The following is a 24,322-nucleotide window of genomic DNA, read 5'->3' on the forward strand; positions in this document are numbered from 1 at the left end:
ATGTGTAATTTCTTCTTCGGAGATTGCTTCTGCCAAGTACAAGAGAGGAGAATGACCTGATGCTTCAGGTACGTGAAGTAAGCCATAGCTATGGCAAACGCAATTGGCTGGATCGTTCGGGAGCGCGTCCTCCTGTGCTGGCAGACATTTCACTTACGATTGAAAAGGGTGTTTGTCTGGGACTGTTGGGTACGAGCGGGGCAGGTAAAAGCACCTTGGGCAAAATCATTCTTGGTCTGGAGAAGCCCAGCCAGGGTCAGGTTTTATTTCAAGGACAGGATATCTATCGATCCAGCAAATCCGTGCTCAAGGGATTACGACGTGATCTGCAAGTCGTGTTCCAGGACTGTTATTCGGCTGTGAATCCGCTCATGACTGCCGCGCAGATCATCGGTGAGCCGCTGGATAATTACGAGCGTTTGTCGGCAAAAGAACAACTTCGTTTGGTTGGACAACTGCTTGAGCAGGTCGGACTTACACCAGAGAATGGGAGCAAGCTTCCGCACCAATTCAGCGGTGGGCAATTACAGCGTGTCAACATCGCACGAGCCATCGCACTCAAGCCGAAGTTAATCGTACTGGACGAATCGATCAGCAGCCTGGATATGGTGCACCAGACGCAAATCCTATCTTTACTGGCAGAGCTAAGAGCGTCCTACGGGTTGTCGTACCTCTTTATCACGCATGATATTCGGGCCGCCATGACCATCTGTGACCGCATTGCGGTAATGGATCAGGGTAGGATTGTCTATAGCGGTGATGCCGGGGATTCGGTCATGCAGTCTGAGCATCCGGCTGTGCGGCAGCTGGTATCGTCCATTTTACCTGAGCATCCCTCGGGTCGTATTTCGTTTAAACCTTAGTGAAGTTATTCCGGTGCAAACCTCCCAAAACCTGCGAAAGCACATACAGATGGGGAGTATAACGCTTCTACGATTCGTTAAACCGCAGACTTGTCGGAAATGGAGCTATTAACGTGTGTAAGATTCGTTAGACCATAATGAAAATGAATGCTAAAAGGGTTGTCCCCTACGCCTTGAACAAGACGTAGGGGACAACCCTTTTTTGTACCTGGGAATAGGCACATTTCCTGCTTTCTGATATAAGTTAAACTACAATTACACTTCCGCCACTCGGAGTACAGGACTACCTTTGAATTACACGTATCCCCAGATTTTTGATTTAACTTACAAGGTGAACATCTGGAAAGAAACCTATACTTCCGATGAGGATTCCTTGCAGAAATCTTTTACCCCATCTTCCGCCCAAGTAGCTCAATCTTATCCAGCCAATTCTTTCTCTGTTCATCGGACTTCTTACCGACTTGATCTACAGTTGTTATCCGCATAGGTTTGATGCCGGTGAGTCCAAATGTGGAGATTTTCATCATCTTGTGTGCTGGCTCACCCTGGAACCATTTGAAGTACCAGCTCGGACCATCCATGGTGGTGATCATGCGAGCGGTGCGGCCTTTGAGCAGTTGATCCGGGAAAGGTTTTCCTTTTTGATACTTGAAGGCATAACCTGGCATAAAGATCCGGTCGACGAAACCTTTCAGCAGGGCAGGCGGTCCTCCCCACCAAATCGGGAATACCCATACGAGATGCTCGGCCCACTTGATTGCTTCTTGAGCTTGTAGCAAATCCGGTTCGAGTGGAAGTTTATTACGATATCCTCCCTCCAGATTCATATTGAACGCCAGCTCGTTCAGGGTGATCATGCGAACCTCGGCACCTGCCTGCACAGCGCCTTTACGATAAGCTTCGGCAATTGCGCCATTGTAACTTGGGGAAACGGGGTTGCCTTGGATGATTAATATTTTCTTCATGATAACGACACGTCCTGACTATTTTAGTTAATGAACACTAACCTCATGTGCAAAAAGAAAAGGTCACGTATGACCCGGTAATCCATCGGTATATCCTGATGATATGTTGAAGACAGACTCTATTTTTATATCGTGCAGCTCTGAACCTTTTTTGGTGTTCGGCGAGGTCAGGATGGTTGCGCCTCTCCAGTTCTACTCCTGGGGTACCTGCCCCAACATCAATGAGAGTCGGTGAACGGTTTCCCCGGTGTAAGGTACCAACAACTCTGGCAATTCACCTTGCATACTCGAGACGGCCATACGTGTAATCGCACCGATCACCATAACGGCTGTGAGCCGTGAATCCTGCTGAGGCAGTTCGCCCCGCATCATTCCCTGATCGATCAGATCCATTAACGCATCCAATGGCTGACGGTAGTCCTCACTGCTGCCGGCTTCAATGAATATCTCATGATTCTGTGAGATCAACAGCAGTCCGTAGGGATCTTCATCGTGTAGTTGAAGAACCTCGGTAATCAGTTGCTTGAAGCGTTTCAACACGGGACCTTCCTGTCGAACATACCCGTCAATCAGTGAAGTATAGTCCGCGCAGTATTGAGTGAAGGCTTCCAGGGCAACGGCATCTTTGTTTTTAAAATGTTTGTAGATCGCCGCATCGGTTACTCCGGCGGCGTCACCGATCTCTTTGACGGATATGCCGTCAACGCCTTTGGTTGCAAACAAGCGCATCGCCGCTTGTAAAATATCTTTCTTTTTACTATCCACATGAGGTTTGTTCTTCATAATCGTATAGTAAGTGATTACTAACTAAAATGCAACAAGCAATTTTGAAACTCTAAATGGAGACACGGAATAAGCGCTTACGAACAAAGCTTGCAGGCTTGAGAGAGGCAACGTATGATGAATAGAAATCAATATCGGAGCAGCAGGAAGAACGAAACGGATGGTGGATTGCGTGAAAGAAAAGATGGATGCATACAGCTGGGTGACACCCGAAGGAATGCTGAATGATCACTATATAACAAGCCGCGAACAGTTGTATCAAGGAATGAACGGACGATATGTGGAGCGATTCACTGTTCCTACTGGTGGAAGTTATATTTTTAAACCACTGACGAATCCTGCACAGCATGGACGGGAACGATGGATGTACGAGCGTGTAATGTCAGGCCTGCCACCGATTTATCCGCAGCTCATTGCAGCGTCGGACCTTACCATTGCACCGGCACAGAGCTGGATGATCTATGAGGATCTGGGGCAGCTGGTGCATGATTCGCAAGAAGTGACAATGCTGAACACAGCGGTGCATATGGCAATGTGGCATGCGTTGCCTGTTACGGAATGGAGCGAGTTGCCTCGCGTGGGCCAGAAACCGTCTATTCGCACCATGTTGGATGAGTTGCAGATGCACATACAATCTGTGGATGACCTGTTGTCTACGCTGGATATGCGGTTGTCTTCATCGGATTGGGACAAGATCACAATGTTGATCCTCACGGCAGAAGAAGAGCTTCCTACCGTTCTGTGTCACGGAGACCTGCATCCCGGGAACCTGGCGGAAGTTGACGGTAGGCTGGTCGTCTTGGACTGGGAGCATGCCCATCTGAATACGCCGCTGTGGGACATGTACCATCTAGTTGATCTCTCGCATCCGCTGTTTCCCAGAACGGTTACGCCTGCTTTGCGAGAGCGGGTCATAGACATTTATTTGGACAAACTAGAGAGCCTGGGCGTACAGATTGAACGGGATTCTTTGGCAGCATGGTACAACGCCTATGCTATTGTATTTTCGCTCTGGATGCTGCGTTTGATTGATGGTGACCTGAGAAGTGAAGAATGTGTATGGCCGAAGGAACAGCTGAATAACCAGTGGCTTGAGACGACAGCGACGCTGGAACAGTGCATGAAGCAGATGCGTGAGGAATAGAAATGAGGGGTGAGAAGCTTGCGTAAAGTCGGACTTGTTATGCGTAAAATTCAATTCACAGAAGCACAGGGGCCGCGCGTATTTGCGGATCGGCTGAAGAAGATCGGCCTGGAGCTGGGCGTGGAGATTGTGTTCATCTCGCCGGAGCGTCATGTCAGCGGATACGACTGGTTGCCAGGATATGAGCATGAGAAAGGTGACCTGGTGAACTACGATATCGTGCTGGACCAGATTTATAGCCAAAATATAGAGCATGTGATCTACACGGTATCCGGGTTTACGTTTTTGAAGATGTTCCTACCCAAGAGTGTATTGTTCCCGCACAGTTTCCCCGATCCCGCGCTGACGGGATATGAGATGATGAAGCCATTCTATACGATGGTGGACAAAGCAATTGTGCAGACCGAGTTTTTGAAAACGGAACTGGGTCGCAACTTCGGCGTACATGACGTGAACGTCATCCCGATTGGCTTTAGCGAAGAGCTGGCGAATCGGCACTATGACCCGAGCCAGGTTGTGCATAATCGGGTGCTCTGGATTGGTAGGGATGAAGCGAATCGTCGACCGGATCTGGTGCTGGAATATGCGCGGCAGAACCCGGATAAGGAAGTGTACATGGTGTTCGGCGGTGTTCGCTATAAGGAAACCATGAAGAAGTACGACATTCCTGCCAATGTGAAGCTGAAGTTCGCGCTCACACAGGATGAGATATTTACGTTGATGAATTCCGCTAAGGTCTATTGGAACTGTTCCGCCTTTGATACGTTTGCAATGCCGCTGACCGAAGCGATGGCGATGGGCAAAATGGTTGTGAAGCCGGAGCACGCTTGCTACGGTCACATTCGATCCACGCATGCCTTTGCAGGCAACGAGGACAACTGGTTTGAACTGGTGAACATGGCTGCCGCAGCGCCGCGCAGTGTGTCGGAAGACAATCGGGAGTATGCTTTTGGTGCTTTTTCGCGCACGAAGATGAAAGAAGGGTACCAGAACTTTTTCTCCGATTGGTTGAAATAACGTAATGTCTGTAACAAAGGCTTGATCCATCCAGCAACAGGAGGGGAACCTTATGGAAGTACTGATCTTATGGACATTGGGAATGTGGGCGGTGCAGCTGCTGATTGAATGGTTGATCTACCGTTTACAAGGACGGCGAATGACATGGGTTCAGTATATATTGCCATGTGTAGCCTTGCTTGGCGGTGCCGTTGTAATTATGATCAGCATTGATATGGGCGGGTGGAACGGTATCGGATATGCCCTACTCGGCGTATCACTGGGTACGGCAGGAATGTTAACACTCATTACGGTGGCGATCAGGGATGTGGTGCTTCGGCGACGGGGCGGGAACTAATCAGAGCAGTAACTGCCTGTACAATGAAGGTGAATTGGGCGATGGGCTGGTTGCAGGAATGCATCCGTCTGTGATATATTGACATTAATTATGACAAGGGAGGTGAAGACAGGTGAATCACGAGATGCTTAACAACCGTATTAGCCAGCTGCCGATTGCTATGGCTGGCATTGTTCATACTTTTCTGACCAACGGGAGAAGTCTGTCCAATTTTGAATATACGGAAGTTAACATGTGCGAGAAGATGCCTGCCTTGACCTCATTCGGACGATAAGCGATATTGCTTGAATTCTGAAGGGCCGCGGAGCTAACCTCCTGCGGCTCTTTTTGTGTTGCGGTCAGGATCTTCCAACTATAGGAGGAACCTTATTATGATAATGATTAGCGCGCAACAACTGACTCAATACCACGGAGCACATCTGGTGCTGGACGGCATTACGTTTGAAATTATGGAGGGCGACAAGGTCGCTCTGATCGGCCGCAACGGAAGCGGCAAAACAACACTTATGCGCCTGATGGCAAGACTGAACAAGCCGGATGAAGGGCAATTGATGATCAAAAAAGATACACGAATCGGTTACGTGGCACAAGTTCCAGAAGGACTGGATGACCATACCGTTCTGGATGTGCTGAGCCTTGGATTCAAGGAGCTTATGATATGTCGCACGCAAATGAAGGAAATGGAGCAACAAATGTCGGATCCGGCATGTGCAGGAGACCCTAATCAATTGGAGCGCCTGTTGAAACGTTATGCAGCGCTGCAAGACCAGTTTGAGCGTGAGGGTGGATACGAAATGGATGCCCGGATCGATCAGGTGGCCGACGGTCTGGATATCGCCAAGGCACATTATGATTGGCGCTTTGGTTCGCTGTCCGGTGGGGAGCAGACTCGGGTCGTGCTGGCTTCACAGCTAATCGTCAGACCCGATCTGTTATTGCTGGATGAGCCAACGAACCATCTTGATCTGGAGCGGGTCGAGTGGCTTGAGGGATTTTTACGAGAATACCCGGGCACCATTGTCCTGATCTCGCATGATCGCTACTTTCTGGATCGGGTGGTGAATCGAACGCTGGAGCTGGAGGATGGAGAAGCGGAAACGGCAGCGGGTGGCTATACGGAATATATGAAAGTGAAAGAACAACGGCTGTTGCAGCAATTCGAGGAGTTCAAGGAGCAGCAGAAGGTTATCAAGAAAATGAAAGAAACGATCCGCCAACTTGAGGAATGGGGTGGTGTGGGCGGCAATGAAAAGTTCTTCAGACGGGCCGCTTCCATGCGCAAGGCGCTGGAGCGGATGGAACAGGTGAAACGTCCTGTACTGGAGCGCCGCAATGCCGAGTTCGATGTGCGTCCTACGGATCGAACGGGTAAACGGGTAGCGGTATTGGAACAGGTCGAGAAGAGCTATGGCGAGCGTGCAATTCTGCGCGGGATCTCGGGTCTGCTGGAATATGGCGATAAAATTGCACTTATTGGCCGCAATGGTTCCGGCAAGACGACCTTGTTCAAGCTGTTACTTGGAGACGAGCAACCTGATGCGGGCAAGCTGGAGTGGGGAGCGCGTGTGGATGTGGGATATCTGGCTCAACAGGAGGAACCTGCGAATCCCAAGTTGAACGTACTTGAATACTTCCGTCTCGAAGCGGGCGTGGAGGAAGGAGAGGCTCGCGGGATTCTGGCTCGATATCTATTCTATGGCGCGGATGTATTCCGCTCGGTGGGACAGTTATCCGGCGGGGAATGGACGCGCTTGCGTTTGGCTCTGCTGGTGCAACGCAAACCCAATGTACTGCTGCTTGATGAGCCGACCAATCATCTGGATATCGCATCCAGAGAAGCGCTGGAAGAATCGTTGGTTGATTTTGAAGGAACCGTACTTGCCATCTCGCATGATCGGTACTTCGTCAATCGCCTCGCTTCTCGTGTGTGGGAACTGGAAAACGGGCAGATGACCGCTTATCTGGGAGACTATGAGGCGTATCGTGAGAAGAAGCTTGATTTGCAAGCTCGAGCGGCGGCGAAAACTCAGGCTACAGCAGGAGTGGGAGTTTCTTCTCGTGGGAACGCCAAGTCAGAGATGAAGTCAGGTATGGCGACAGCGTCGAGCGGGACTGTCCGATCAGGGAAAAGGGCAGAAGCAACCTCGCCAATGAATGGCTCCACCGTTGCGGCTACTGATGGAAGTGGCGACAACGAAGTTTCCAAAGGATCACGCAAGGGGTTGACCCCCTCGGCAGCAGCTTCATCGAATCATAGAAATGGCAATGGCAACCAACCGTCTGCGGAGAAATTGGAACAGACGTTGGCTCGTCTTGAGGCACAGATTCAGGTGTTGGATCAACAGCTGGAAACGGTGCAGAACAATCCGCTTGAACTGGAACAAATCTGGAATGATCGTGAGCAATTGTCCGCTGAATATAATGATGTATTGGCTCAGTGGGCTGAGTTATAAGTCCGAAACGCATGAGCATAAGGTTGAACAAACGAGGTCGGGGAATCTTCTCCGGCCTTTTTGACACGGAGTTGAGACATACCAAACGCTGAATCTGCGTGTTTTTTCAAGCTTTGTTGATCCAAGAACGTGGCGACAACCTGTTCTTATTTTTACATGTCATGGGGAATAGTGTAACTTTTTACCTCCCCATGCGTTAAATACGTTTGTATGAATTGAAACGGCTCACCTAAGAGCTCGCAAAAAGGGAGGTTATCGGTATCTATTATTCATTGACGTATCGGAGTTGGTCGGATGATCGACAGGCGGAGACAGGGGTGCTGGAACAGATTTCAGTCACGCGGGATGAACTGTTCATGCGCAAACTGGTGGACGCCACTTTGGTGAAAAACAAACTCTGGGCGCATCTGTCCAATGAATGCGAAGATGGGCGGGAACATGCGGTATACGTGACGGCGTATGACCAACAGATGCCGGACGAGTACGGTGCAGCCATTGCGGATGCTGCCCTAGCGATGTGCAAAATGTCTTCCATGTACAGCGCAGAGTATATGTTGTGGAATGGAAGTTCATTTCAGGAGTTGGAACTGACAGCGTCGTCCACTTATACGATGGAGCTTGCCGAGCAGCTGCTTGACCATTACATGGTTCGCAGTGGCAAGACGTATGAGTTCCTGTATTCCGTGCTGGATGCGGATCGCAAGAAAGTGTTGTTTTATATGAAAGAGGTGGATCTGTGATGAGTGAGCAAGAGCGGGGGCAAGCATCCAAGCCTGGATCAAAAGCGAAGCTGGTTGCTTTCTCCCTGATGCTGGCGGTTCCTGCTGTGTTATCCGGTTGCGGTAGCAACAATGATGAATGTGATCCGGAGTATGATACCGGATGTGAATATGATTCCAGCAGCGGGCACTATTACTATGGCGGGTCGTCGTATCGAAGCAATAAGGACAGCAACAGCTCCTACAGCAAATCCAAGTCCAAATCAAGCGGCTTCGGCAGTTTCTTCCGCAGTTCGGGAGGATAACCGGATGAGGCAAGTGGTTCAATTGCCGTTAAGTCATGAAGAGGTATTTCAGGGTGAAGCGGGACAACAGATTCCATATCATCGAATGTACGGAAAGCAATATTGTGTGCCTGCATTGACGGTCTATTCTCCCTCGGAGGTAGAAGAGCTGCGTACTGCAGCAGAGGCGGTAGACGGCATTTACTGTAAAGTGATGCGATTTATCCAACAATATATGCCGGATTCTTTCTTGGAGCATCAGTTAGGTATTCATCCTGGGCTTATTCCGGCGGCACGTATGGAGATGGTGACTGGAGGCATTACTCGCCAGGACTGGATTATTGGAGAAGCGGGGCCAAAGTGTATTGAAAATAACACGGACACCCCTACGGGTATACCGGAGGCTGCTGCTTTGGAACATATTCTTGTGGGTCTTGCTGAGGATACCACGCTAGCAGCGCCATCTGCCGAGATGGATGAACGTATTCGAGAATGTTTCAGAATGTGGCTGGAATTCTATGCAGCGCAGGGGTTACAGGGCCCCGTGACGTTCACTTCTTTTGGGGAACATGTTGAAGATCGAACGAATACCGAGTACCTGATGAAGCGTTGCCGGGAAGCGGGATACGAAGCCTGTTATGCCCCGTTGGAGGAACTGGAGATTGTTCCGGGAGAGGCGCTTTACCATAAAGGTCGGGAGATTAATCTGCTCTACCGCCTCTATCCACTGGAGTATCTAGTTGGTGATCGAGATGAGACAACCGGTGTGGACATTGGCGCTGCGCTGCTTGATCTTGTACGGGAGGGACGATTGGGCCTGATGAATCCTGTTCAGCATGTGCTCATGCAGAGCAAAGGTTTCATGGCGGCGATCTGGTCGCTCTACGAGCGTAATGAGCAAACCCCGGAATATTGCGGGTTTACCCTCTTTGATGATACAGAGATGGATGTCATCTCCCGATATCTGCTGCCAACTTATTTTTCGGCTGAACCCTTCGAGCTGAACGCCATGCCATATGTATCCAAAAGCTATTGGGGGCGCGAAGGCAGAGGAACTCTTTTGCTGGATGGGAATGCAGTACAACAGAATTTGGACCATCAGAGGCTTACGGAGCTGGAGGAAAAGTCGGCTTCTCCTCTAACCGTGAGAGCGGCAGATCCACTCCAAGAAGACGAGGATGAAGAAATTGCAGCCTACTACAATAACCAGCCCAAAATCTATCAGAAACTGGTCCCGATGGAGCAGGTCGTGATCGAGACAGAAGATGGCGCGTACAGCGGTTATCTGCTTACAGGGGTATTTGTGATCGGTGGGCGTTTGGCTGGGTTGTTACCCAGGGTCGGAGAGAAAGTAACCGGTGATATGGCCTATTATTGCGCGGCTGCGGTTCGTGAACGGATGAATGATGAGGAGGAGAAGGAATGGAGAACTTAGGATTGAACTTGCTGAATGTTGTGTTGGGTATAGGCATTTTGCTGGTGGTATTGGTATGTGGATATTTCGCTTTTAGCAAATTGACCCGGTATAACGATAGTGAAGAGATCGCGAAAGGAAACGAAGCGGCAGGCATGTACATGGGCAGCAAATTGCTTGGACTGTGTATTATTGTGGGCATGGTATCTTACTCGACGCATTCGTGGTTGGATATGCTGCTGTGGTCGGCGTTTGGAATTATTTTGCTGTGCCTGGTCTATATTATATTTGACTTTCTCACGCCCAAAATGCGAGTTTGCGACGAAATTGCACGAGGAAATATGGCGGTAGCGCAGCTGCTGCGTTCGATTATCATCGGCGTTTCCATCGTCATCGGTACATTTTTGATGTAAAATATACCTAGAGATAAACGATAATTTAGAATGAATATAGTGTTTGCACATAAACGAAGAGGACAGAAAAAATCTGGAGAAGCGAAGCGTTCGCCTGAAAGCTTCCTGAAAGGAAGCTGCATCGTAAGCATAAGCTATCATCGGATTTTTACCTTTGAGAAGGTATACAAAAAATCCGAGGGTAACAGCGATCATAAGATTGTTCTGTACGCAGCGTTATTAAGTGTAATGTGTTATTTTTGTTCTAAATGAAAATCAAACGGAAGAAGGGGCGCGGCATCATGAGAAAAGTCATCATCGATACAGATACAGCAGGAGACGATACGATTGCGATCCTGACGGCATTGCATCACTTTCAGGTGGAAGGCATCACCATTACGGGCGGTAACGTACAATTCGACCAAGAGGTTGAAAATGCCCTGTACACGGTACAGGTTGCTGGACATGGCGGAAAGGTGCCTGTGTATAAAGGATGCGAGCGACCGCTAATGGCTTACGGTAAAGCTCAGCACCGTACAGTGGAAGACGTGCATGGCGATGACGGCATGGGCGGCGCGCATTTCCCGAAGGCGGAGCAGCGTCCTGAGAGCGGGCATGCGGTTGATTTTATCATTGAGAAGGTGCATGCACATCCAGGTGAAATTGAACTGCTGGCAATTGCCCCGCTGACCAATATTGCCATGGCGATTCAGAAAGACCCAACGATTATTCCGGAGATTGCTCACCTGTACATCATGGGCGGAACGAATAATGCACTGGGCAATATCACACCGGCGGCGGAGTATAACTTCTACGTAGACCCGGAAGCTGCAAAAATTGTACTGCATGCGGGCATTCCGATCACAATGGTTGGATGGGAGATGTGTACGCAATATTCAGTGATGGACGATGACGATCATGCAGAGATTGCGGCTTTGGGGACATCGGGTGCTGATTTCTTCACCGCAATCAACAAAGTGGTTATGCAGTTCAACAAGTCGGTACATAAACTCAATGGCACCACTCATCCCGATACGTTGCTGATGGCTGTTGCGGCAGATGAATCCATCATGACCAAGTCAGGTCAGTATTATGTGGATGTCGAAGCGGCAGGAGAGCTGACACGCGGATACAGTGTGGTTGATATTAACGGACGTTTTGGCAAAGAGCCGAATGTACGTGTCTGTGAAGCCATTGATCGACCAAAATTCAAATCCATGCTGCTCGATGTTCTCTCGACGATCCAATAAACGCAGTAATTAATCTGCAGGAAAAACAAAAAAATCCGTACCTTTCCCAGGTACGGATTTTTTATTGCCCATTTTTGGAATAACTACTTCACCTGTCGTAGTAAGTTGTGCTATACTTCAACTACTACGACAGGTGAAGTAACGAGGAGGAGTATTTTTTGTGATCAGCAGTGACGTTATACGTGGCTACAATGATACGCTGATCCTCTACATGCTGCTCGAAGGGGAGTCGTACGGCTACGAGATTTCCAAGAACATCAGACAGCTGACAGAGGAAAAGTACGTCATGAAGGAAACGACATTATACTCGGCCTTCACCCGATTGGAGAAGAACGGTTATATTCAATCGTTTTACCTGGATGAGAATAGTTTGGGGAAGCGTCGTACCTATTACCGGATTACGCCGCCCGGCCTCGACTACTACAGAGAAAAGTGTGAGGAATGGAAGGTTACGCAGGAGGTTGTTAATCTATTTATCAGGGAGTTGTGACGGAACATGGAGACAATTATGGTGTATCTGGAGAACATGTTTGTTGGTCTGCCGAAGACACCCGAGGTGGAACATCTGAAGCAGGAGCTCCTTTCGGGGATGGAAGATAAGTACCTGGAATTGAAGCGAGAAGGCAAGTCGGAGAATGAAGCCATCGGCATTGTGATCTCGGAATTTGGTAACATCGAGGAGTTAACAGCCGAACTCGGTATTCAGCCAATCAGTCCGGAAGAGACAGTACCTGTGTTAACGGAAGAAGAGATTTACACATATACCACTGCGAAGAGAAATGCCGGATTTTGGATTGGACTGGGTGTTTTATTGTGCGCGTCAGGTGTGGCATTTCTAATCTTCATGGATGCCTTATTTGAGAACTATGCCATTTCAGCTGCAAACCGTTCGGTGGAAACGGGCGCTGTACTAGGCCTGATCGGCATGTTCGTATTGATTGCCATTGCGGTAAGCATGTTCATATACAGCGGTATGAAGCTGGAACGCTTCAATTATATGGAGAAGGGCTTCCAGCTTCCTTATACACTTAAAATGAGTATTCAGCATAGTCGGGAAAGCTTCGCTCTGACTTATCGTATAGCCATCATTACGGGTGTCTGCCTGTGCATTCTGTCTCCTGTGTTTATTTTCGGAGCCTCTTCTATCAATGATAACTACGCCTCTTATGGTGTTTCTGCCTTTATGGTCATGGCTGGGGTAGGAGTATTCCTGTTTGTATATTACGGTAATATTCAGGGGGCTTACACAAACTTGCTGGAGAAGCACCAGTTGACGGTAGAGAAGAAGCAGGAGGTCAAGGTTGTGAGAGCCGTGGAAGCGATTGTATGGCCGCTGGCGACAGCCATCTTTTTGTTCACAGGCTTTGTATATCAACGGTGGGATATCAATTGGGCCATATTTCCGATTACCGGTATTCTCTCCGGCAGCTTTAGCAATGTGTACCATATTATGAAAAGCAAAAATCCGTCCTGAGCATGTTGCTTTGGATAGTAAAGCCCACCTGATCTACTATATAGATCAGGTGGGCTTTTTACACGTTTAATCTACCCTTGCTGCAACAAAAACGAGCGAATTCCTGTCGTGACCAGATCATGGTCTTCCTCATCAGGCAGACCCGATACTGTAATGGTGCCGACCTGTCCCTCATTTTCCAGAATCAGCGGGAAAGCGCCACCAGCCAGTACATAGTCCGATGAAGGCAGATTGAAGTTGTGCTCAAGGGTCTGGTTCTCGTTTCTCAAACGCAGGGCGGTATGCCAAGAACTGGATGAAAAATGATTCACCACGTTGTTTTTACGTCGAATCCAGTCCTCGTTGTCGGGATGAGTACCTTCCATCGCATGCAAAAAGAGACGATGTCCCTTCAGGGTAATGTCGATGGTCACGGCCTGGGAACGACGTTTCGCTTCTTCAACCAGATGCAGGCCAAGGTTAAGCGCCGTTTCAGAACCAAATGTGCCAAATACCAATTCTATTTCTTCCTGTTTCATTTCCTTTAATTTTTCGATCATGGTGAGGTTCAAATTACAGGCATCCCCTTTACATATATGGTTGATGTCTACATTCGACATGAATGGGGACAGTACCTTCCAAGTGCGACTGGACCATGTTACTGGACGCTATATGTGTGGCTGGAGATGGCTCATTTGGAGACCGTACATCAGCTGTGTTAAAGTGAAGGTAACCTAATATACAAAACTCTTAAAGTTAAAATAAGTTAGCGCTCAGTAGGCAGGAGGAGAAGCACGATGCTGTTTTATTTGGTAGCACTGCTGGTGACTTTGGTGGATCAGGGAACCAAGATTGCAGTGAGGATGTATATGGAAGTTGGCGATGTCATGAGACTGGGTGACTCGGGCATGCAGTTACAGCATTATGAGAACAGTGGAATGGCAGGCAGCATGTTTCAGGGAAATGCACGTCTGTTTGGTGTGATTGCTGTTCTGTTCATAGCGGGCATGCTGTATTACCGGAGTAAAGGTGAGATTCGTGGTTTCTGGATGCAAGCTGGCGCGGGTTTTATGGTTGGCGGGGCTTTAGGAAATGCAATCGATCGATTTATCTATGCGCGGGTAACGGATTTCCTCGTGTTTCCGTCAGGACGCGGCATTTTGAATCTGGCTGATGTCGCAATTAACATCGGTGTGGTCATGATCATCATTGGCATGTTGATTCGTGCATATCAGAGTTATCGAGCCAAGCGTTTACGCAATGCCTTGCCAAAAGCTGAGCGTTCGTGACACACGGATAAAAGCTTTATAGTGGGTGAATATAGCTTAATAAATAAGGGACATTGGAGATTATCCAGTGTCCTTTTTGTTATGCCAATTTTGGCCCATGGGAAGAAATGCCTTGATTCATTTTTACCGAAACCGTTTTAGAAATAATAAAGACCTGTATAGTCAACGCTCATAGTATGAGTGGATGGAAGGATTAACCAAATGGTTATTTCACCATCTGAATGGGTAAATTCTTACGTATATAAAGTGAAACTAAGATATACACGAACACGGAGAGTGCAGAACCAATCTGAAGAAGCGAAGCGTGCGTGTTTATCACCGGATTTTCCCTTTGAGAAGGGAATCGAAAAAATCTGGGGATAACAACGATCGGAAGATGGTACTGCAATCGGAGTGGCACCGTGTAAATCATATTAGTTTAATTTATAAAGCTGAGGGAGGTACAACATGAGAACAACGCTTACCAAGGCTCTCGGGACAATGTTGCTATGCGGAATGATGGCTGTACTTCTATCTTCCTGTACCAGTGGGGATAGTGCAAATGGTAAAGTGCAGATTGAATTTTTCCAGAACAAGCCTGAAGCCAAAACAACCTTTGACGAATTGATCAAGTCGTTTAATGCCGAGCATGACGATATTCAGGTGACCCAGGTGAATCCGCCAGATGCGGAGACCGTATTGAAGACACGTGTTGTCAAAAATGATATCCCGGACATTATGGCCATGGGTGCAACGGATACGTATTCCATTTTGGCCCAGAGTGATATTTTCACCAATCTGACGGACAGTTCACTGCTCAAGACGATTGATCCGAACTACATACAAATGCTGAAGGATCTCACAGGCATGGACGAAGTGACAGGTATTCCTTACGCAACCAATGCAAACGGCATCATGTACAACAAAACGCTGTTTAAGGAAATGGGATTGGACGTACCCAAAACGTGGAATGAACTTATCGCGACTGCCCAAAAGATTAAGGATGCGGGCGAAATTCCATTTTACTTCACATACAAGGATGACTGGCAGACAAGCCTCCCGTTCAATGCACTTGCCTCCAACCTGGTCGGCATTGATTTCTATCAGGAGCGTCGGGATAACAAGGTAACGTTTAAGGAGTCATACCGAGAGGTTGCTGAGAAACAGCTGGAGCTTATGAAGTACGGCCACGGCGATAACTTTGGTAAGGCCTATTCAGATGGTAACCGTGCCTTCGCAAATGGTGAAGCTTTCATGTACATCCAGGGAACCTGGGCCATCTCGGAGATTCGCAAAGCGAACCCGAATGTAGACATCGGTTTCTTCCCATTCCCAACAGGCAACGATGCAAGCAAGATCAAACTGGTGAACGGGATCGACTCCCTGTTTACCATTGCGGCAGACACGCCTAATCGCGAACAGGCAGAGACGTTTATTGCATTTCTGTTAGAGCCTGAAAATATCGGAAGATACATTGACGAACAGACGTTGTTCTCTGCGGTCGAAGATGTGAAGCAGGATGATCCTGCCGTGCAGGAACTGATGCCTTATATCGAGCAGGGCAAGGTTATTGACTTCCCCGATCACTATATTCCGGCTGCGGTGCAGCTGAATTCCATCGTACAGTCCTTTTTGCAGAACCAAAACATCGATAACTATCTAGATACACTCGACAAAGAATGGGACAAGGTTGCCAATCGGCGCTAAGCCTTGTCTAAAGGAGGATGGAACATGAACAAACGTATCGCACCTTATTACTGGATGACGGTTCCGGCGGTAGTATTGTTCTTCGTATTTATGACACTGCCGGCCCTTCAGGGCATCTATTATTCATTTACGAATTATAACGGATTCGGGAAAGAGTATGATTTTGTTGGCTTCAAAAACTATTTCAATCTGTTCCAGGATGACAATGTAGGTAACGCCTACTGGTTTACATTCAAATTCGCGATCGTGGTGACGATCCTGACCAATATCCTGAGCCTGCTCATTGCACTCGGGCTGAATGCCAAGATCAAGTTCCGTAACTTTTTCCGCGGCATCTATTTCCTGCCCAATATTCTGAGTGTATTGATCGTAGGTTACATATTTAACTACCTGTTCTCCAATGTATTCCCGATCTGGGGACAAAATCTGGGCATCAACGCGCTCTCCACGAACATACTCGGTAGCGAGAGTCTGGCTTGGATTGGTATCGTTATTGTTGCCGTATGGCAATCCGTGGCCCTGAATACGATTCTGTATTTGGCTGGTCTGCAAACGATACCAACGACACTGTACGAGGCATCCAACCTCGATGGTGCAGGCAAATGGCGTGAATTCTGGAGCATTACATTCCCGCTTATTGCTCCCTTCTTCACTATTAATATGGTGTTGGCGATGAAAAACTCGCTGATGGTCTTTGACCAAATCGTAGCCTTGACCAACGGTGGTCCCGGACGGGCGACGCAGTCCATCTCCCATCTGATCTACACCGGAGGATTCGAAGGCGGCGAATATGCATATCAATCTGCGAACTCGGTTATTTATTTCATCGTTATTGCAGTGATTTCAATTCTGCAAATCCGGTTCCTGCAAAGAAGGGAGATGGATCTGTAATGAGAAGCCGTACACGAATCAATTGGCTCGTTATGCTGCTCGTTGTACTGGGCACGCTGTTTATCCTGTTCCCCTTGTATATGACCGTTACGATTGCTTTGAAAAATCCGGAACAGATGGCCCAATCGGTCTTTGCCATTCCGACAACGCTTCACTGGGAGAATTTCGCGAGAGCTATCGACATGACGAACTTCTTCCAATCGTTCCGTAACAGTGCGATCGTTACCGCCTCCACCGTGCTTTTGACATTGCTCAGTAACTCCATGGTGGCCTATGCCATTGCACGGAATATGGAGAAGCGCAAGTTTTTCAAAGGACTCTATTATTACTTTGTCAGTGCGATGTTCATCCCGTTCCCGATCATCATGCTGCCGATTGTTAAGCTGACCGCATCGCTGGAGATGACAAATCTGGTAGGTCTGATCCTGCTGCACACGGTCTACGGTCTGGCATTCAACGTCTTTGTGTATGTGGGATATATCCGGTCCATTCCGGTAGCGCTGGAGGAAGCGGCTTTTGTGGATGGGGCGACAACCTGGGGCACGTTCTGGAAAATTATTTTCCCGCTCATGGCACCGATCAGTGCCACGGTTGGTATTCTGACCTGTCTGTCCACGTACAACGACTTCCTGTTGCCACTCATTATTATCAGTGATCCAGGACAGTACACATTGCCGCTGGTACAGTATGTATTCCAAGGTCAGTTTAATACCGAGTTTAACCTTGCGTTTGCATCCTACTTGCTCGCGTTGCTGCCAATGATTATCATCTACCTGTTTGCACAGAAGTGGATCATCAACGGGGTTACACAGGGGTCTGTAAAATAACCGAAGATGTGCTAAAGAAAAGAATATGTGTGAAGGGATATGACCAAAGAGAGGTGGACTTTACAAGTCCCCTTTCTTTTTTTGCTCCTTGTCATTTGACGTTTGGGAACGCGCGGGAGGATTGATTAACCTGTAAATCTATGCTATTTTTTAGTCGTTAGTTTAATCGGTAAACAAAGATAGTGAGAAGAAGATTGAGGTTCAATTTTGCAAGCGCTTTAACTATATTAATTGAACTAAACATTTGCACGAGAACGGAGAGGGCAGAAATAACCTGAAAAAGCGGAGCTGAAAGCTTTCTGAAAGAAAGCTGCATCGGAAGCATATGCTTCGCCTTTATCCCCGGATTTTCCCCTTTAAAAAGGGAATCAAAAAATCTGGGGATAACAGCGATTGGAAGGTTATTCTGTCATCGTAGTGGCTAGTGTAAATATTCTTTCGTTCATTTTATATAGGGGAACTGAATACGTAGATAAATCCGGCATCGTTTGTACCCAGTCTTCAAGAGCACGGGCGTAAGGTGGTGGGTTCTTTTACATGCCAAAAAGAGAGGAGAATGGGGAAGTTGCACGGGAGAAAAGGACATTTTAACTCACTTCGCAATCAGATCTTCATTGGTTTTGTTATGGTGATGCTTGTTGTTCTGCTGCTCGCAGGCATATCGGCCTATGATCGGGTAGCTGCTCTGCTGAAAAGCAATGCAGAGAAACATATTCATCAAACCGCCGTCCAAGCCAGCGGCAGATTGGATGCACTCATTGCACAAGTGAATTCATTGACTGCCCAGGTGGCGGATGATGCATATGTGCAGCGTCTGCTCAGCGATGAGAAACAAGGCAACCCGGCCACCTTTAATCAGCGCCAAGCCCTGTTGCAGATTGCAGGCAGTTATCAGTCTTTCATCAATGGTGCGCAAAGTATGGAGATATACACTACGGGTTATAACCGCATCTTTCCGATGGATGACCGATCGCTCGATCTCAGAGTTGAGCGCAACTGGATCAATCTGGCGGATGAAGGAAAAGGCAGGCTGGTATGGGCAGGCGCTGACCCTGAAGATCCGGGTGTGCTGCTGGCTATTCGGCGGATTAACCTGCTGGATCATTCTTTCGAACATGGAGGTTATGTGGTGGTACGGATGCAACGCAGTTTTTTTCAACTCAATGATTCGAATGGGTCAGATGGTTCGCAGGACTCTATCATGCTCTTGGATGGTGCAGGCGAAGTGGTGACTTCCGATCTGGAGATTAATCTTGATCCAAAAGCCATATTGGATAGCGGATCTGTCGTCCAGAACGGGGAGGAATCCTATATCGTCGTTCGGCAAAAATCGGAGTTAACGGGATGGACACTTGCTGTCCTGACCCCGCTAGGGGAGACAACGGAAGGTGTATCCATTTTAAGGACGGCGCTGCTCGTTTCGGGAATGATCGGTGTTGTTCTGTTCCTTATCATGTCCTTTTTCCTGTCCACGATGATTACACGTCCACTCATACGCCTGATGCGGGCCATGCGCAGTGCACAGCCGGGAGCAATGAGGCCCAATCTAATGGTCAGCTCTACGATGGAGATCAATGAACTTAACGACGTGTATAACCAGATGGTCTACAGGCAGAACGAATTGACCCGTGTGGTGCATGAGAAGGAAGTCATGCAGTCCCGGGCCGAGCTGAAGGCGCTGCAGTCTCAGATTAATCCCCATTTTCTATTCAACACGCTGGAGGCATTTTATTGGTCCCTTGAGGAAAAGGGAGACGAGGAGATGGCACGTATGGTTGTGGCGATGTCCCGATTATTCCGCTACACGATCTCCAGTTCGCAGCAGGATGAATGGGTTACGATTGCCGACGAGCTGGAACACGCAGAGCGGTATCTTCGAATTATGCAGATGCGGTTGGGAGATCGAATGCAATGGGAAATTGAGCTCAGCGATGCGGTGCGTAAGGTCCCCATTCCCAAACTGCTTATACAGCCCTTGGTGGAAAATGCGATTCTCCACGGCATTGAAAGTAAACTGGGACCGGGAAAGATAAGCATCCATGTGGATGCTTCGACCGAGAGAGACCTGGTTCGTATTGAGGTTAGAGATGATGGCCCGGGTATGGATGAATCACGTATTGAATCTGTCATTTATGCTTTAGATGGTGGTCCCGCTGTATCCAAGAAAGGGACAGGTGTAGGGCTAATCAATGTACATCAGCGACTGAAGCTTTACTTTGGCGGCCAACTTGGTGAACGTTGCAAGCTCTCCATAACTAGTCAGGTTGGGGAAGGGACCGTCATTTGCTTTGAGATTCCCAAAGGGACGGAGGGTGAATATGATTCATGACAAAACGATTCTTATCGTCGATGATGAACCGCGTACAAGAGAGGGTATTCGCAAGACACTGGAAGGATGGTCGGCAGGACGAAATCACATCCTGACCGCGGAGAGTGGCACCCAGGCCGTGGAGTGTCTCAGGAAACAGCCAGCAGATCTATTAATCACGGACATTCGCATGCCAGAATTCTCCGGCTTGTCCCTCATTGAAGCCATTCAGCATTTTGCAAACAAACCTGTCGTCCTGATTATGTCGGGACATGCCGATTTTCAATACGCTCAGCAGGCCATTAAGCTGGGTGTCGTGGAGTATATGTTGAAACCCATAGATAAGGAACAGTTGCTGCAGACCGTCGAAAAGGCCTTGAAGTTTAGCGAACAACAGCGACGTATTCAAACGATGCAGGAACTGGTGGACCCCAAGTTGCTGGATGTTAAGGAGCGTGGGGAACAGAGACTCAATAGCCAGATCAGTGAAGCATTGGCCTATGTGGATACGCATCTGGGGGAACATGTGACCATGCGTGAAATTGCTGATTTACTGCATCTCAACTCCAGTTACTTTAGCGTATTGTTTAAGGAACAGATCGGCATCAATTTTAGTGAATACCTCACCCGGAAACGCATTCAGCGGGCAAAGGAGCTGCTTGTGCAGACGACCCTGCCGATCTCGGAAATTGCCGAACAGGTGGGGTATCAGACGGATAAGTATTTTATCACGGTATTTAAAAGTCTGGAGGGGCTTAGTCCAAGCAAATATCGGCATTCCCTATCTGAATAAAATAACAAATAACCTCAAAAAAGTGGAGTTTTTCCAAATTACTCTGGTCTTATGGGGGAGATAGACCCATGCTACAATTTGGTTAAAGCGGTTACATTAACCGAAAAAACCAAGGGGGTTGGGATAATGAGCAAAAAGACGATGGCCATACTTCTGTCATGGACGCTGGTTCTCGCCGTAATTTTATCCGGATGTAACAGTTCAAGTTCGGATCAAGAGGGTGAAACGGGCAGCAGCGGCACAGATGGGAAAGTAACCCTCAAATTCATGCACCTCTGGCCGGCAGGCAGTTCTGCACAGCAAAATAAATTGGTCAACGATATCATCAAGCAGTATCAGACGGATCATCCGAATGTGACCATCAAGCAGGAAGTGCTGGAGAATGAACAATACAAGAATAAATTAAAAATTCTGTCTGCATCCAATGAACTTCCCGATGTGGGTGTAACTTGGGCTGCCGGGTTTCTGGAGCCTTATGTAAAGGGCAATCTGTTTGCGCCGTTGGATGATGTGCTTAGCGGCTCGCTTAGCGACAAGTTCATAGCCGGAACAACAGAAGCCTATGCGATAGATGGCAAAACATATGCCCTGCCCATTGAGTTGAATATCTCCCCCATTTATTATAACAAAGCCATTTTTGCGAAATATAACTTGCAGCCGCCAGCAACGTACGATGAATTCCTGAGTGTGCTGAAGACACTGACAGAGAACGGTGAAGTGCCGATCGCACTGGGCAATAAAGACCGCTGGACCGGATCGCTCTGGTATATGTATCTGGCGAATCGGTTAGGTGGAGATGCACTGGAAAAGGCGATCAATGGCTCCGGCAAGTTCGATGATCCTGCGCTGACTCAAGCTGCTGCCGAGGTACAAAAGCTGGTGGATATGAATGCCTTCAACAAAGGCTTCAACGGGTTGTCCAACGATGAGGGCAAATCCGAATTCATGAACGAAAAGGCTGCCATGTACCTGATGGGCACCTGGGAGCTGCCGAACTTCACGACCAACCCGGATATCCCGCAGGAATTCAAGGACAAGATCGGATTTTTCAAATTCCCAACGATGGAAGGCGGCAAGAGCGACATTAACAGCTGGGTCGGTGGTCCAGGGGTAGGACTGTTCGCGGCTCAGAACTCCAAAGTGAAGGAAGAAGCACAGAAGTTCGTGCAATACTTTGTGGAAAAATGGGGTGAGAGTTCGGTGACTGAAGCAGGTGTTATCCCGGCAACCAAAGTGGATACGGCGACAGTACAGCTGCCACAGCTCTACATCGACCTGCTGAATGAATTGAATCAGGCCAGCAGTCTCACACTCTTTGCAGACGTGCAGATGAAACCGGCAGCCGCTCAGGCACATCTGGACATGATTCAGGCGTTGTTTGGCAAAGCAGTGACACCGGAGGACTTTGTGAAGAATCATCAGGCTGCGATTGATAAAGGCAATTGACGTACACGTGCTTGAACGCTTGAAGGGAGGATAATGTGATGGACAAAGTCATGTCCAACCGTCTCGTTGCTGCGTTGTACGTGCTACCTGCACTGCTTCTGCTGCTGATCTTGGTTTACATCCCGATTGTGCTCACCGGGTATTATGGGTTGATGCAATGGGACGGGATCGGTGCAATGACCTTTATCGGATTGGATAATTACGCCAGACTGCTTCAGGACGGAACATTCTGGCAGAGTGCGAATCATACTTTTTTGCTTGCTTTGTTCTCCGCGCTGAGTCTGATCGGTTATCTGATGATTGCTTTGGTGCTGTCAGGCAAGATTAAGGGCGCCAACCTGTTCCGTAAAATATATTTGATCCCGATGCTGCTGTCTTCGGTCGCGATCGCCCAGTTATGGCTGAAGATCTACCATCCCAGCAATGGTGTGCTGAACACCTTTCTGGAAGCAATCGGCTTCAGCAATCCGCCAGCTTGGCTGGCGGAGCCATCTCTGGTGCTATATGCACTGTTCGTACCGATTCTGTGGCAGTATGCAGGCTTCTATATTTTGATCTATTATGCGGCCCTCAAAAACATTCCGGAATCTCTGGTGGAAGCAGCCCGGATTGATGGGGCAAGTCCTTGGCAGATCGCTTTTCGAATCAAGCTGCCGCTTATTACTGAAGTCATCAAGGTGACCGTAGTACTGGCTGTGGTAGGCTCACTCAAGTATTTCGATCTTATCTACGTGATGACTGATGGCGGACCGAATGGCTCCAGCGAAGTGATGGCCTCCTATATGTATCGTCAGGCGTTCCGTAGCTTCGACTTTGGTTACGGCAGTGCTGTAGGTTTCTTCCTGCTCTTGATCTGTCTGCTGGTTACCTGGCTGCTTCGCAAAGCGACGGCATCCAAAGATACGATCCAGTATTCCTGACGAAATGAAAGGAGGTCCATCCCGGTGAAGACGGATACGGCCGTAAGATTGCCAACTTACCCGGGGACAGGCCGAGGCTCGGCATGGTTAAGGAGATTCGGATATGTTCTGCTGTATTTCCTCTTGTCCCTGGTCGCTCTGCTGCAAATTTTACCCCTGGTATGGCTGCTGTTATTCTCGCTTAAAAATAATCAGGAAGTATTCGACATGGCGCCTTTTTCCCTTCCTGCTACTCCGCGTTGGGAAAACTATGTCAAAGTATGGACAGAGGGAAATATCAGCTTATATTTCTTCAACAGTGTATGGATTACGGTAGTCTCGGTGGTGTTCACCGTGCTGTTTGCCAGTCTCGTGACCTTTGCCATTACACGTATGCGCTGGAAGGGTCGTTCGCTGGTTTTGGGACTATTCATGGTGGGGTTGATGATCCCTGTGCACTCCACGTTGATCCCGCTGTTCAGCTTGTTCCTGAAGCTTCATCTAACCGATCATCCGTTATCAGTCATCTTGTCTTACATTGCCTTTAATATGCCAATTACCATTATGATTCTACTCGGATTCTACTACGCGCTTCCTCGGGAAGTGGAAGAGGCCGCTGTGATGGATGGTTGCTCCGTGCATCGGATTTTCTTTCGGATTATCTTGCCGATGACAGCTTCGGTTATCTCCACAACGGCAATCATCAACATGATCTATAACTGGAATGAGTTCATCTTTGTGAATACGTTCATCAGTACGGATTCATACAAGACCCTGACCGTGGGGGTACAGAACTTTATCGGTCAATATACAACGGATTGGGGAGCCATTGGTGCCACGCTGATGATTAGCATTATGCCGATCCTGATTGCTTTTCTCATCCTGAGTAATCGAATTGTAGAGGGAATTGCTGCGGGTTCAGTTAAAGGTTAAAAGGTTGAACGTCGAAGGTCCTTTCATCACTTGCTTAAAAGCGAGTGGGGAGGGGCCTTTTTTGTCTTCTAAAACCTTGGATAGTCGTACGGAAAAAGGACTAGATGAAAACGCTGAAAATACCTATTTATGGAATTGCAAAAAACTTTCAACTATTTTCGCAAAACTACTGCATT

At 48.2% G+C, this 24,322-nt stretch carries 25 protein-coding genes; 22 read left to right on the top strand and 3 right to left on the bottom strand.

The features are described from left to right. Nucleotides 1–59: 59 nt before the first annotated feature. Nucleotides 60–863: a nickel import ATP-binding protein NikE gene (nikE, locus tag MKY73_RS00085; protein WP_339305010.1), complete on the top strand. Its 804-nt coding sequence runs from the start codon at nt 60–62 to the stop codon at nt 861–863. Nucleotides 864–1,249: 386 nt separating this feature from the next. Here the strand turns inward: nikE and MKY73_RS00090 are convergent, their stop codons facing one another. Together MKY73_RS00090 and MKY73_RS00095 are read right to left on the bottom strand one after the other, a co-directional pair. After that, entirely contained in the window at nt 1,250–1,831 is a 582-nt protein-coding gene (locus MKY73_RS00090; protein WP_339308795.1) for an NAD(P)H-dependent oxidoreductase, read from the bottom strand. Between the two features lie 189 nt (nt 1,832–2,020). After that, entirely contained in the window at nt 2,021–2,611 is a 591-nt protein-coding gene (locus MKY73_RS00095) for a TetR/AcrR family transcriptional regulator (protein WP_339305012.1), read from the bottom strand. A gap of 172 nt (nt 2,612–2,783) precedes the next feature. Here MKY73_RS00095 and MKY73_RS00100 point away from each other — a divergent pair, with 172 nt between their 5' ends. From MKY73_RS00100 to MKY73_RS00155, 12 genes are all read left to right on the top strand, one after another. After that, nucleotides 2,784–3,755: an aminoglycoside phosphotransferase family protein gene (locus tag MKY73_RS00100; protein ID WP_339305015.1), complete on the top strand. Its 972-nt coding sequence runs from the start codon at nt 2,784–2,786 to the stop codon at nt 3,753–3,755. A gap of 18 nt (nt 3,756–3,773) precedes the next feature. Continuing rightward, nucleotides 3,774–4,772, top strand: coding sequence for a glycosyltransferase (locus MKY73_RS00105; RefSeq protein ID WP_339305016.1), 999 nt, complete (start codon nt 3,774–3,776; stop codon nt 4,770–4,772). 52 nt (nt 4,773–4,824) lie between these two features. Next, nucleotides 4,825–5,109 carry a hypothetical protein gene (locus tag MKY73_RS00110; RefSeq protein ID WP_339305018.1) on the top strand — a complete coding sequence of 95 codons (285 nt, stop codon included), beginning with the start codon at nt 4,825–4,827 and terminating at the stop codon, nt 5,107–5,109. A gap of 112 nt (nt 5,110–5,221) precedes the next feature. Continuing rightward, entirely contained in the window at nt 5,222–5,383 is a 162-nt protein-coding gene (locus MKY73_RS00115) for a hypothetical protein (RefSeq protein WP_181150888.1), read from the top strand. Between the two features lie 97 nt (nt 5,384–5,480). After that, a complete protein-coding gene (locus tag MKY73_RS00120) occupies nt 5,481–7,562 on the top strand; it encodes an ABC-F family ATP-binding cassette domain-containing protein (protein WP_339305019.1) in 2,082 nt (693 codons plus the stop codon). A gap of 317 nt (nt 7,563–7,879) precedes the next feature. Continuing rightward, entirely contained in the window at nt 7,880–8,302 is a 423-nt protein-coding gene (locus MKY73_RS00125) for a hypothetical protein (protein WP_339305021.1), read from the top strand. Continuing rightward, nucleotides 8,302–8,586, top strand: a complete 285-nt coding sequence (locus MKY73_RS00130) for a hypothetical protein (RefSeq protein WP_192135170.1) — start codon at nt 8,302–8,304, stop codon at nt 8,584–8,586. The genes MKY73_RS00125 and MKY73_RS00130 overlap by 1 nt, the downstream gene beginning before the upstream one ends. Nucleotides 8,587–8,590: 4 nt before the next feature. Beyond that, the gene (locus tag MKY73_RS00135) at nt 8,591–10,000 is read left to right on the top strand and encodes a glutathionylspermidine synthase family protein (protein ID WP_339305022.1); all 1,410 of its coding nucleotides are present in this window, start codon (nt 8,591–8,593) and stop codon (nt 9,998–10,000) included. Next, nucleotides 9,988–10,392, top strand: coding sequence for a DUF350 domain-containing protein (locus tag MKY73_RS00140; protein ID WP_339305024.1), 405 nt, complete (start codon nt 9,988–9,990; stop codon nt 10,390–10,392). The genes MKY73_RS00135 and MKY73_RS00140 overlap by 13 nt, the downstream gene beginning before the upstream one ends. Nucleotides 10,393–10,673: 281 nt before the next feature. Next, complete coding sequence (locus MKY73_RS00145; protein WP_339305026.1) at nt 10,674–11,621, top strand: nucleoside hydrolase; 948 nt, start codon at nt 10,674–10,676, stop codon at nt 11,619–11,621. Between the two features lie 160 nt (nt 11,622–11,781). Beyond that, nucleotides 11,782–12,111, top strand: a complete 330-nt coding sequence (locus MKY73_RS00150) for a PadR family transcriptional regulator (protein ID WP_105600351.1) — start codon at nt 11,782–11,784, stop codon at nt 12,109–12,111. A 6-nt stretch (nt 12,112–12,117) separates the two neighbouring features. Next, nucleotides 12,118–13,095 carry a permease prefix domain 1-containing protein gene (locus tag MKY73_RS00155; RefSeq protein WP_339305027.1) on the top strand — a complete coding sequence of 326 codons (978 nt, stop codon included), beginning with the start codon at nt 12,118–12,120 and terminating at the stop codon, nt 13,093–13,095. Between the two features lie 71 nt (nt 13,096–13,166). Here MKY73_RS00155 and MKY73_RS00160 read toward each other — a convergent pair whose 3' ends face one another. Then, nucleotides 13,167–13,646, bottom strand: a complete 480-nt coding sequence (locus MKY73_RS00160; RefSeq protein ID WP_339305029.1) for a heme-degrading domain-containing protein — start codon at nt 13,644–13,646, stop codon at nt 13,167–13,169. Nucleotides 13,647–13,871: 225 nt separating this feature from the next. On the opposite strand from MKY73_RS00160, the gene lspA reads away from it, so the two are divergent. From lspA to MKY73_RS00205, 9 genes are all read left to right on the top strand, one after another. Next, nucleotides 13,872–14,363 (top strand): signal peptidase II, encoded by a 492-nt coding sequence (gene lspA, locus MKY73_RS00165; protein WP_339238599.1) that lies wholly within the window; start codon nt 13,872–13,874, stop codon nt 14,361–14,363. A gap of 447 nt (nt 14,364–14,810) precedes the next feature. After that, nucleotides 14,811–16,049: an extracellular solute-binding protein gene (locus tag MKY73_RS00170; protein WP_339305031.1), complete on the top strand. Its 1,239-nt coding sequence runs from the start codon at nt 14,811–14,813 to the stop codon at nt 16,047–16,049. Between the two features lie 24 nt (nt 16,050–16,073). Further along, entirely contained in the window at nt 16,074–16,940 is an 867-nt protein-coding gene (locus MKY73_RS00175) for a sugar ABC transporter permease (RefSeq protein ID WP_036606633.1), read from the top strand. Next, the gene (locus tag MKY73_RS00180; RefSeq protein WP_036606635.1) at nt 16,940–17,767 is read left to right on the top strand and encodes a carbohydrate ABC transporter permease; all 828 of its coding nucleotides are present in this window, start codon (nt 16,940–16,942) and stop codon (nt 17,765–17,767) included. The genes MKY73_RS00175 and MKY73_RS00180 overlap by 1 nt, the downstream gene beginning before the upstream one ends. Nucleotides 17,768–18,323: 556 nt before the next feature. Then, on the top strand, nt 18,324–20,096 hold the full coding sequence (locus MKY73_RS00185; RefSeq protein ID WP_339305034.1) for a sensor histidine kinase: 1,773 nt from the start codon (nt 18,324–18,326) through the stop codon (nt 20,094–20,096). Then, on the top strand, nt 20,086–20,868 hold the full coding sequence (locus tag MKY73_RS00190) for a response regulator (RefSeq protein WP_339305036.1): 783 nt from the start codon (nt 20,086–20,088) through the stop codon (nt 20,866–20,868). Before MKY73_RS00185 ends, MKY73_RS00190 begins: the two co-directional genes overlap by 11 nt. A 126-nt stretch (nt 20,869–20,994) precedes the next feature. Beyond that, nucleotides 20,995–22,314, top strand: coding sequence for an extracellular solute-binding protein (locus MKY73_RS00195; RefSeq protein WP_339305037.1), 1,320 nt, complete (start codon nt 20,995–20,997; stop codon nt 22,312–22,314). Between the two features lie 38 nt (nt 22,315–22,352). Beyond that, nucleotides 22,353–23,234, top strand: coding sequence for a sugar ABC transporter permease (locus MKY73_RS00200; RefSeq protein ID WP_124116702.1), 882 nt, complete (start codon nt 22,353–22,355; stop codon nt 23,232–23,234). A 48-nt stretch (nt 23,235–23,282) separates the two neighbouring features. Beyond that, the gene (locus tag MKY73_RS00205; RefSeq protein ID WP_339308796.1) at nt 23,283–24,146 is read left to right on the top strand and encodes a carbohydrate ABC transporter permease; all 864 of its coding nucleotides are present in this window, start codon (nt 23,283–23,285) and stop codon (nt 24,144–24,146) included. Nucleotides 24,147–24,322 lie beyond the last annotated feature (176 nt).

Source organism: Paenibacillus sp. FSL R5-0519 (assembly GCF_037974275.1).
Taxonomy (GTDB): domain Bacteria; phylum Bacillota; class Bacilli; order Paenibacillales; family Paenibacillaceae; genus Paenibacillus.

Coding starts and splice junctions, on each gene's coding strand:
- nikE (WP_339305010.1), top strand. CDS start 60: ATGCTTCAGGTACGTGAAGTAAGCCATAGCTATGGCAAACGCAATTGG.
- MKY73_RS00095 (WP_339305012.1), bottom strand. CDS start 2,611: ATGAAGAACAAACCTCATGTGGATAGTAAAAAGAAAGATATTTTACAA.
- MKY73_RS00110 (WP_339305018.1), top strand. CDS start 4,825: ATGGAAGTACTGATCTTATGGACATTGGGAATGTGGGCGGTGCAGCTG.
- MKY73_RS00120 (WP_339305019.1), top strand. CDS start 5,481: ATGATAATGATTAGCGCGCAACAACTGACTCAATACCACGGAGCACAT.
- MKY73_RS00130 (WP_192135170.1), top strand. CDS start 8,302: ATGAGTGAGCAAGAGCGGGGGCAAGCATCCAAGCCTGGATCAAAAGCG.
- MKY73_RS00135 (WP_339305022.1), top strand. CDS start 8,591: ATGAGGCAAGTGGTTCAATTGCCGTTAAGTCATGAAGAGGTATTTCAG.
- MKY73_RS00140 (WP_339305024.1), top strand. CDS start 9,988: ATGGAGAACTTAGGATTGAACTTGCTGAATGTTGTGTTGGGTATAGGC.
- MKY73_RS00145 (WP_339305026.1), top strand. CDS start 10,674: ATGAGAAAAGTCATCATCGATACAGATACAGCAGGAGACGATACGATT.
- MKY73_RS00155 (WP_339305027.1), top strand. CDS start 12,118: ATGGAGACAATTATGGTGTATCTGGAGAACATGTTTGTTGGTCTGCCG.
- lspA (WP_339238599.1), top strand. CDS start 13,872: ATGCTGTTTTATTTGGTAGCACTGCTGGTGACTTTGGTGGATCAGGGA.
- MKY73_RS00170 (WP_339305031.1), top strand. CDS start 14,811: ATGAGAACAACGCTTACCAAGGCTCTCGGGACAATGTTGCTATGCGGA.
- MKY73_RS00175 (WP_036606633.1), top strand. CDS start 16,074: ATGAACAAACGTATCGCACCTTATTACTGGATGACGGTTCCGGCGGTA.
- MKY73_RS00180 (WP_036606635.1), top strand. CDS start 16,940: ATGAGAAGCCGTACACGAATCAATTGGCTCGTTATGCTGCTCGTTGTA.
- MKY73_RS00185 (WP_339305034.1), top strand. CDS start 18,324: ATGGGGAAGTTGCACGGGAGAAAAGGACATTTTAACTCACTTCGCAAT.
- MKY73_RS00190 (WP_339305036.1), top strand. CDS start 20,086: ATGATTCATGACAAAACGATTCTTATCGTCGATGATGAACCGCGTACA.
- MKY73_RS00195 (WP_339305037.1), top strand. CDS start 20,995: ATGAGCAAAAAGACGATGGCCATACTTCTGTCATGGACGCTGGTTCTC.
- MKY73_RS00200 (WP_124116702.1), top strand. CDS start 22,353: ATGGACAAAGTCATGTCCAACCGTCTCGTTGCTGCGTTGTACGTGCTA.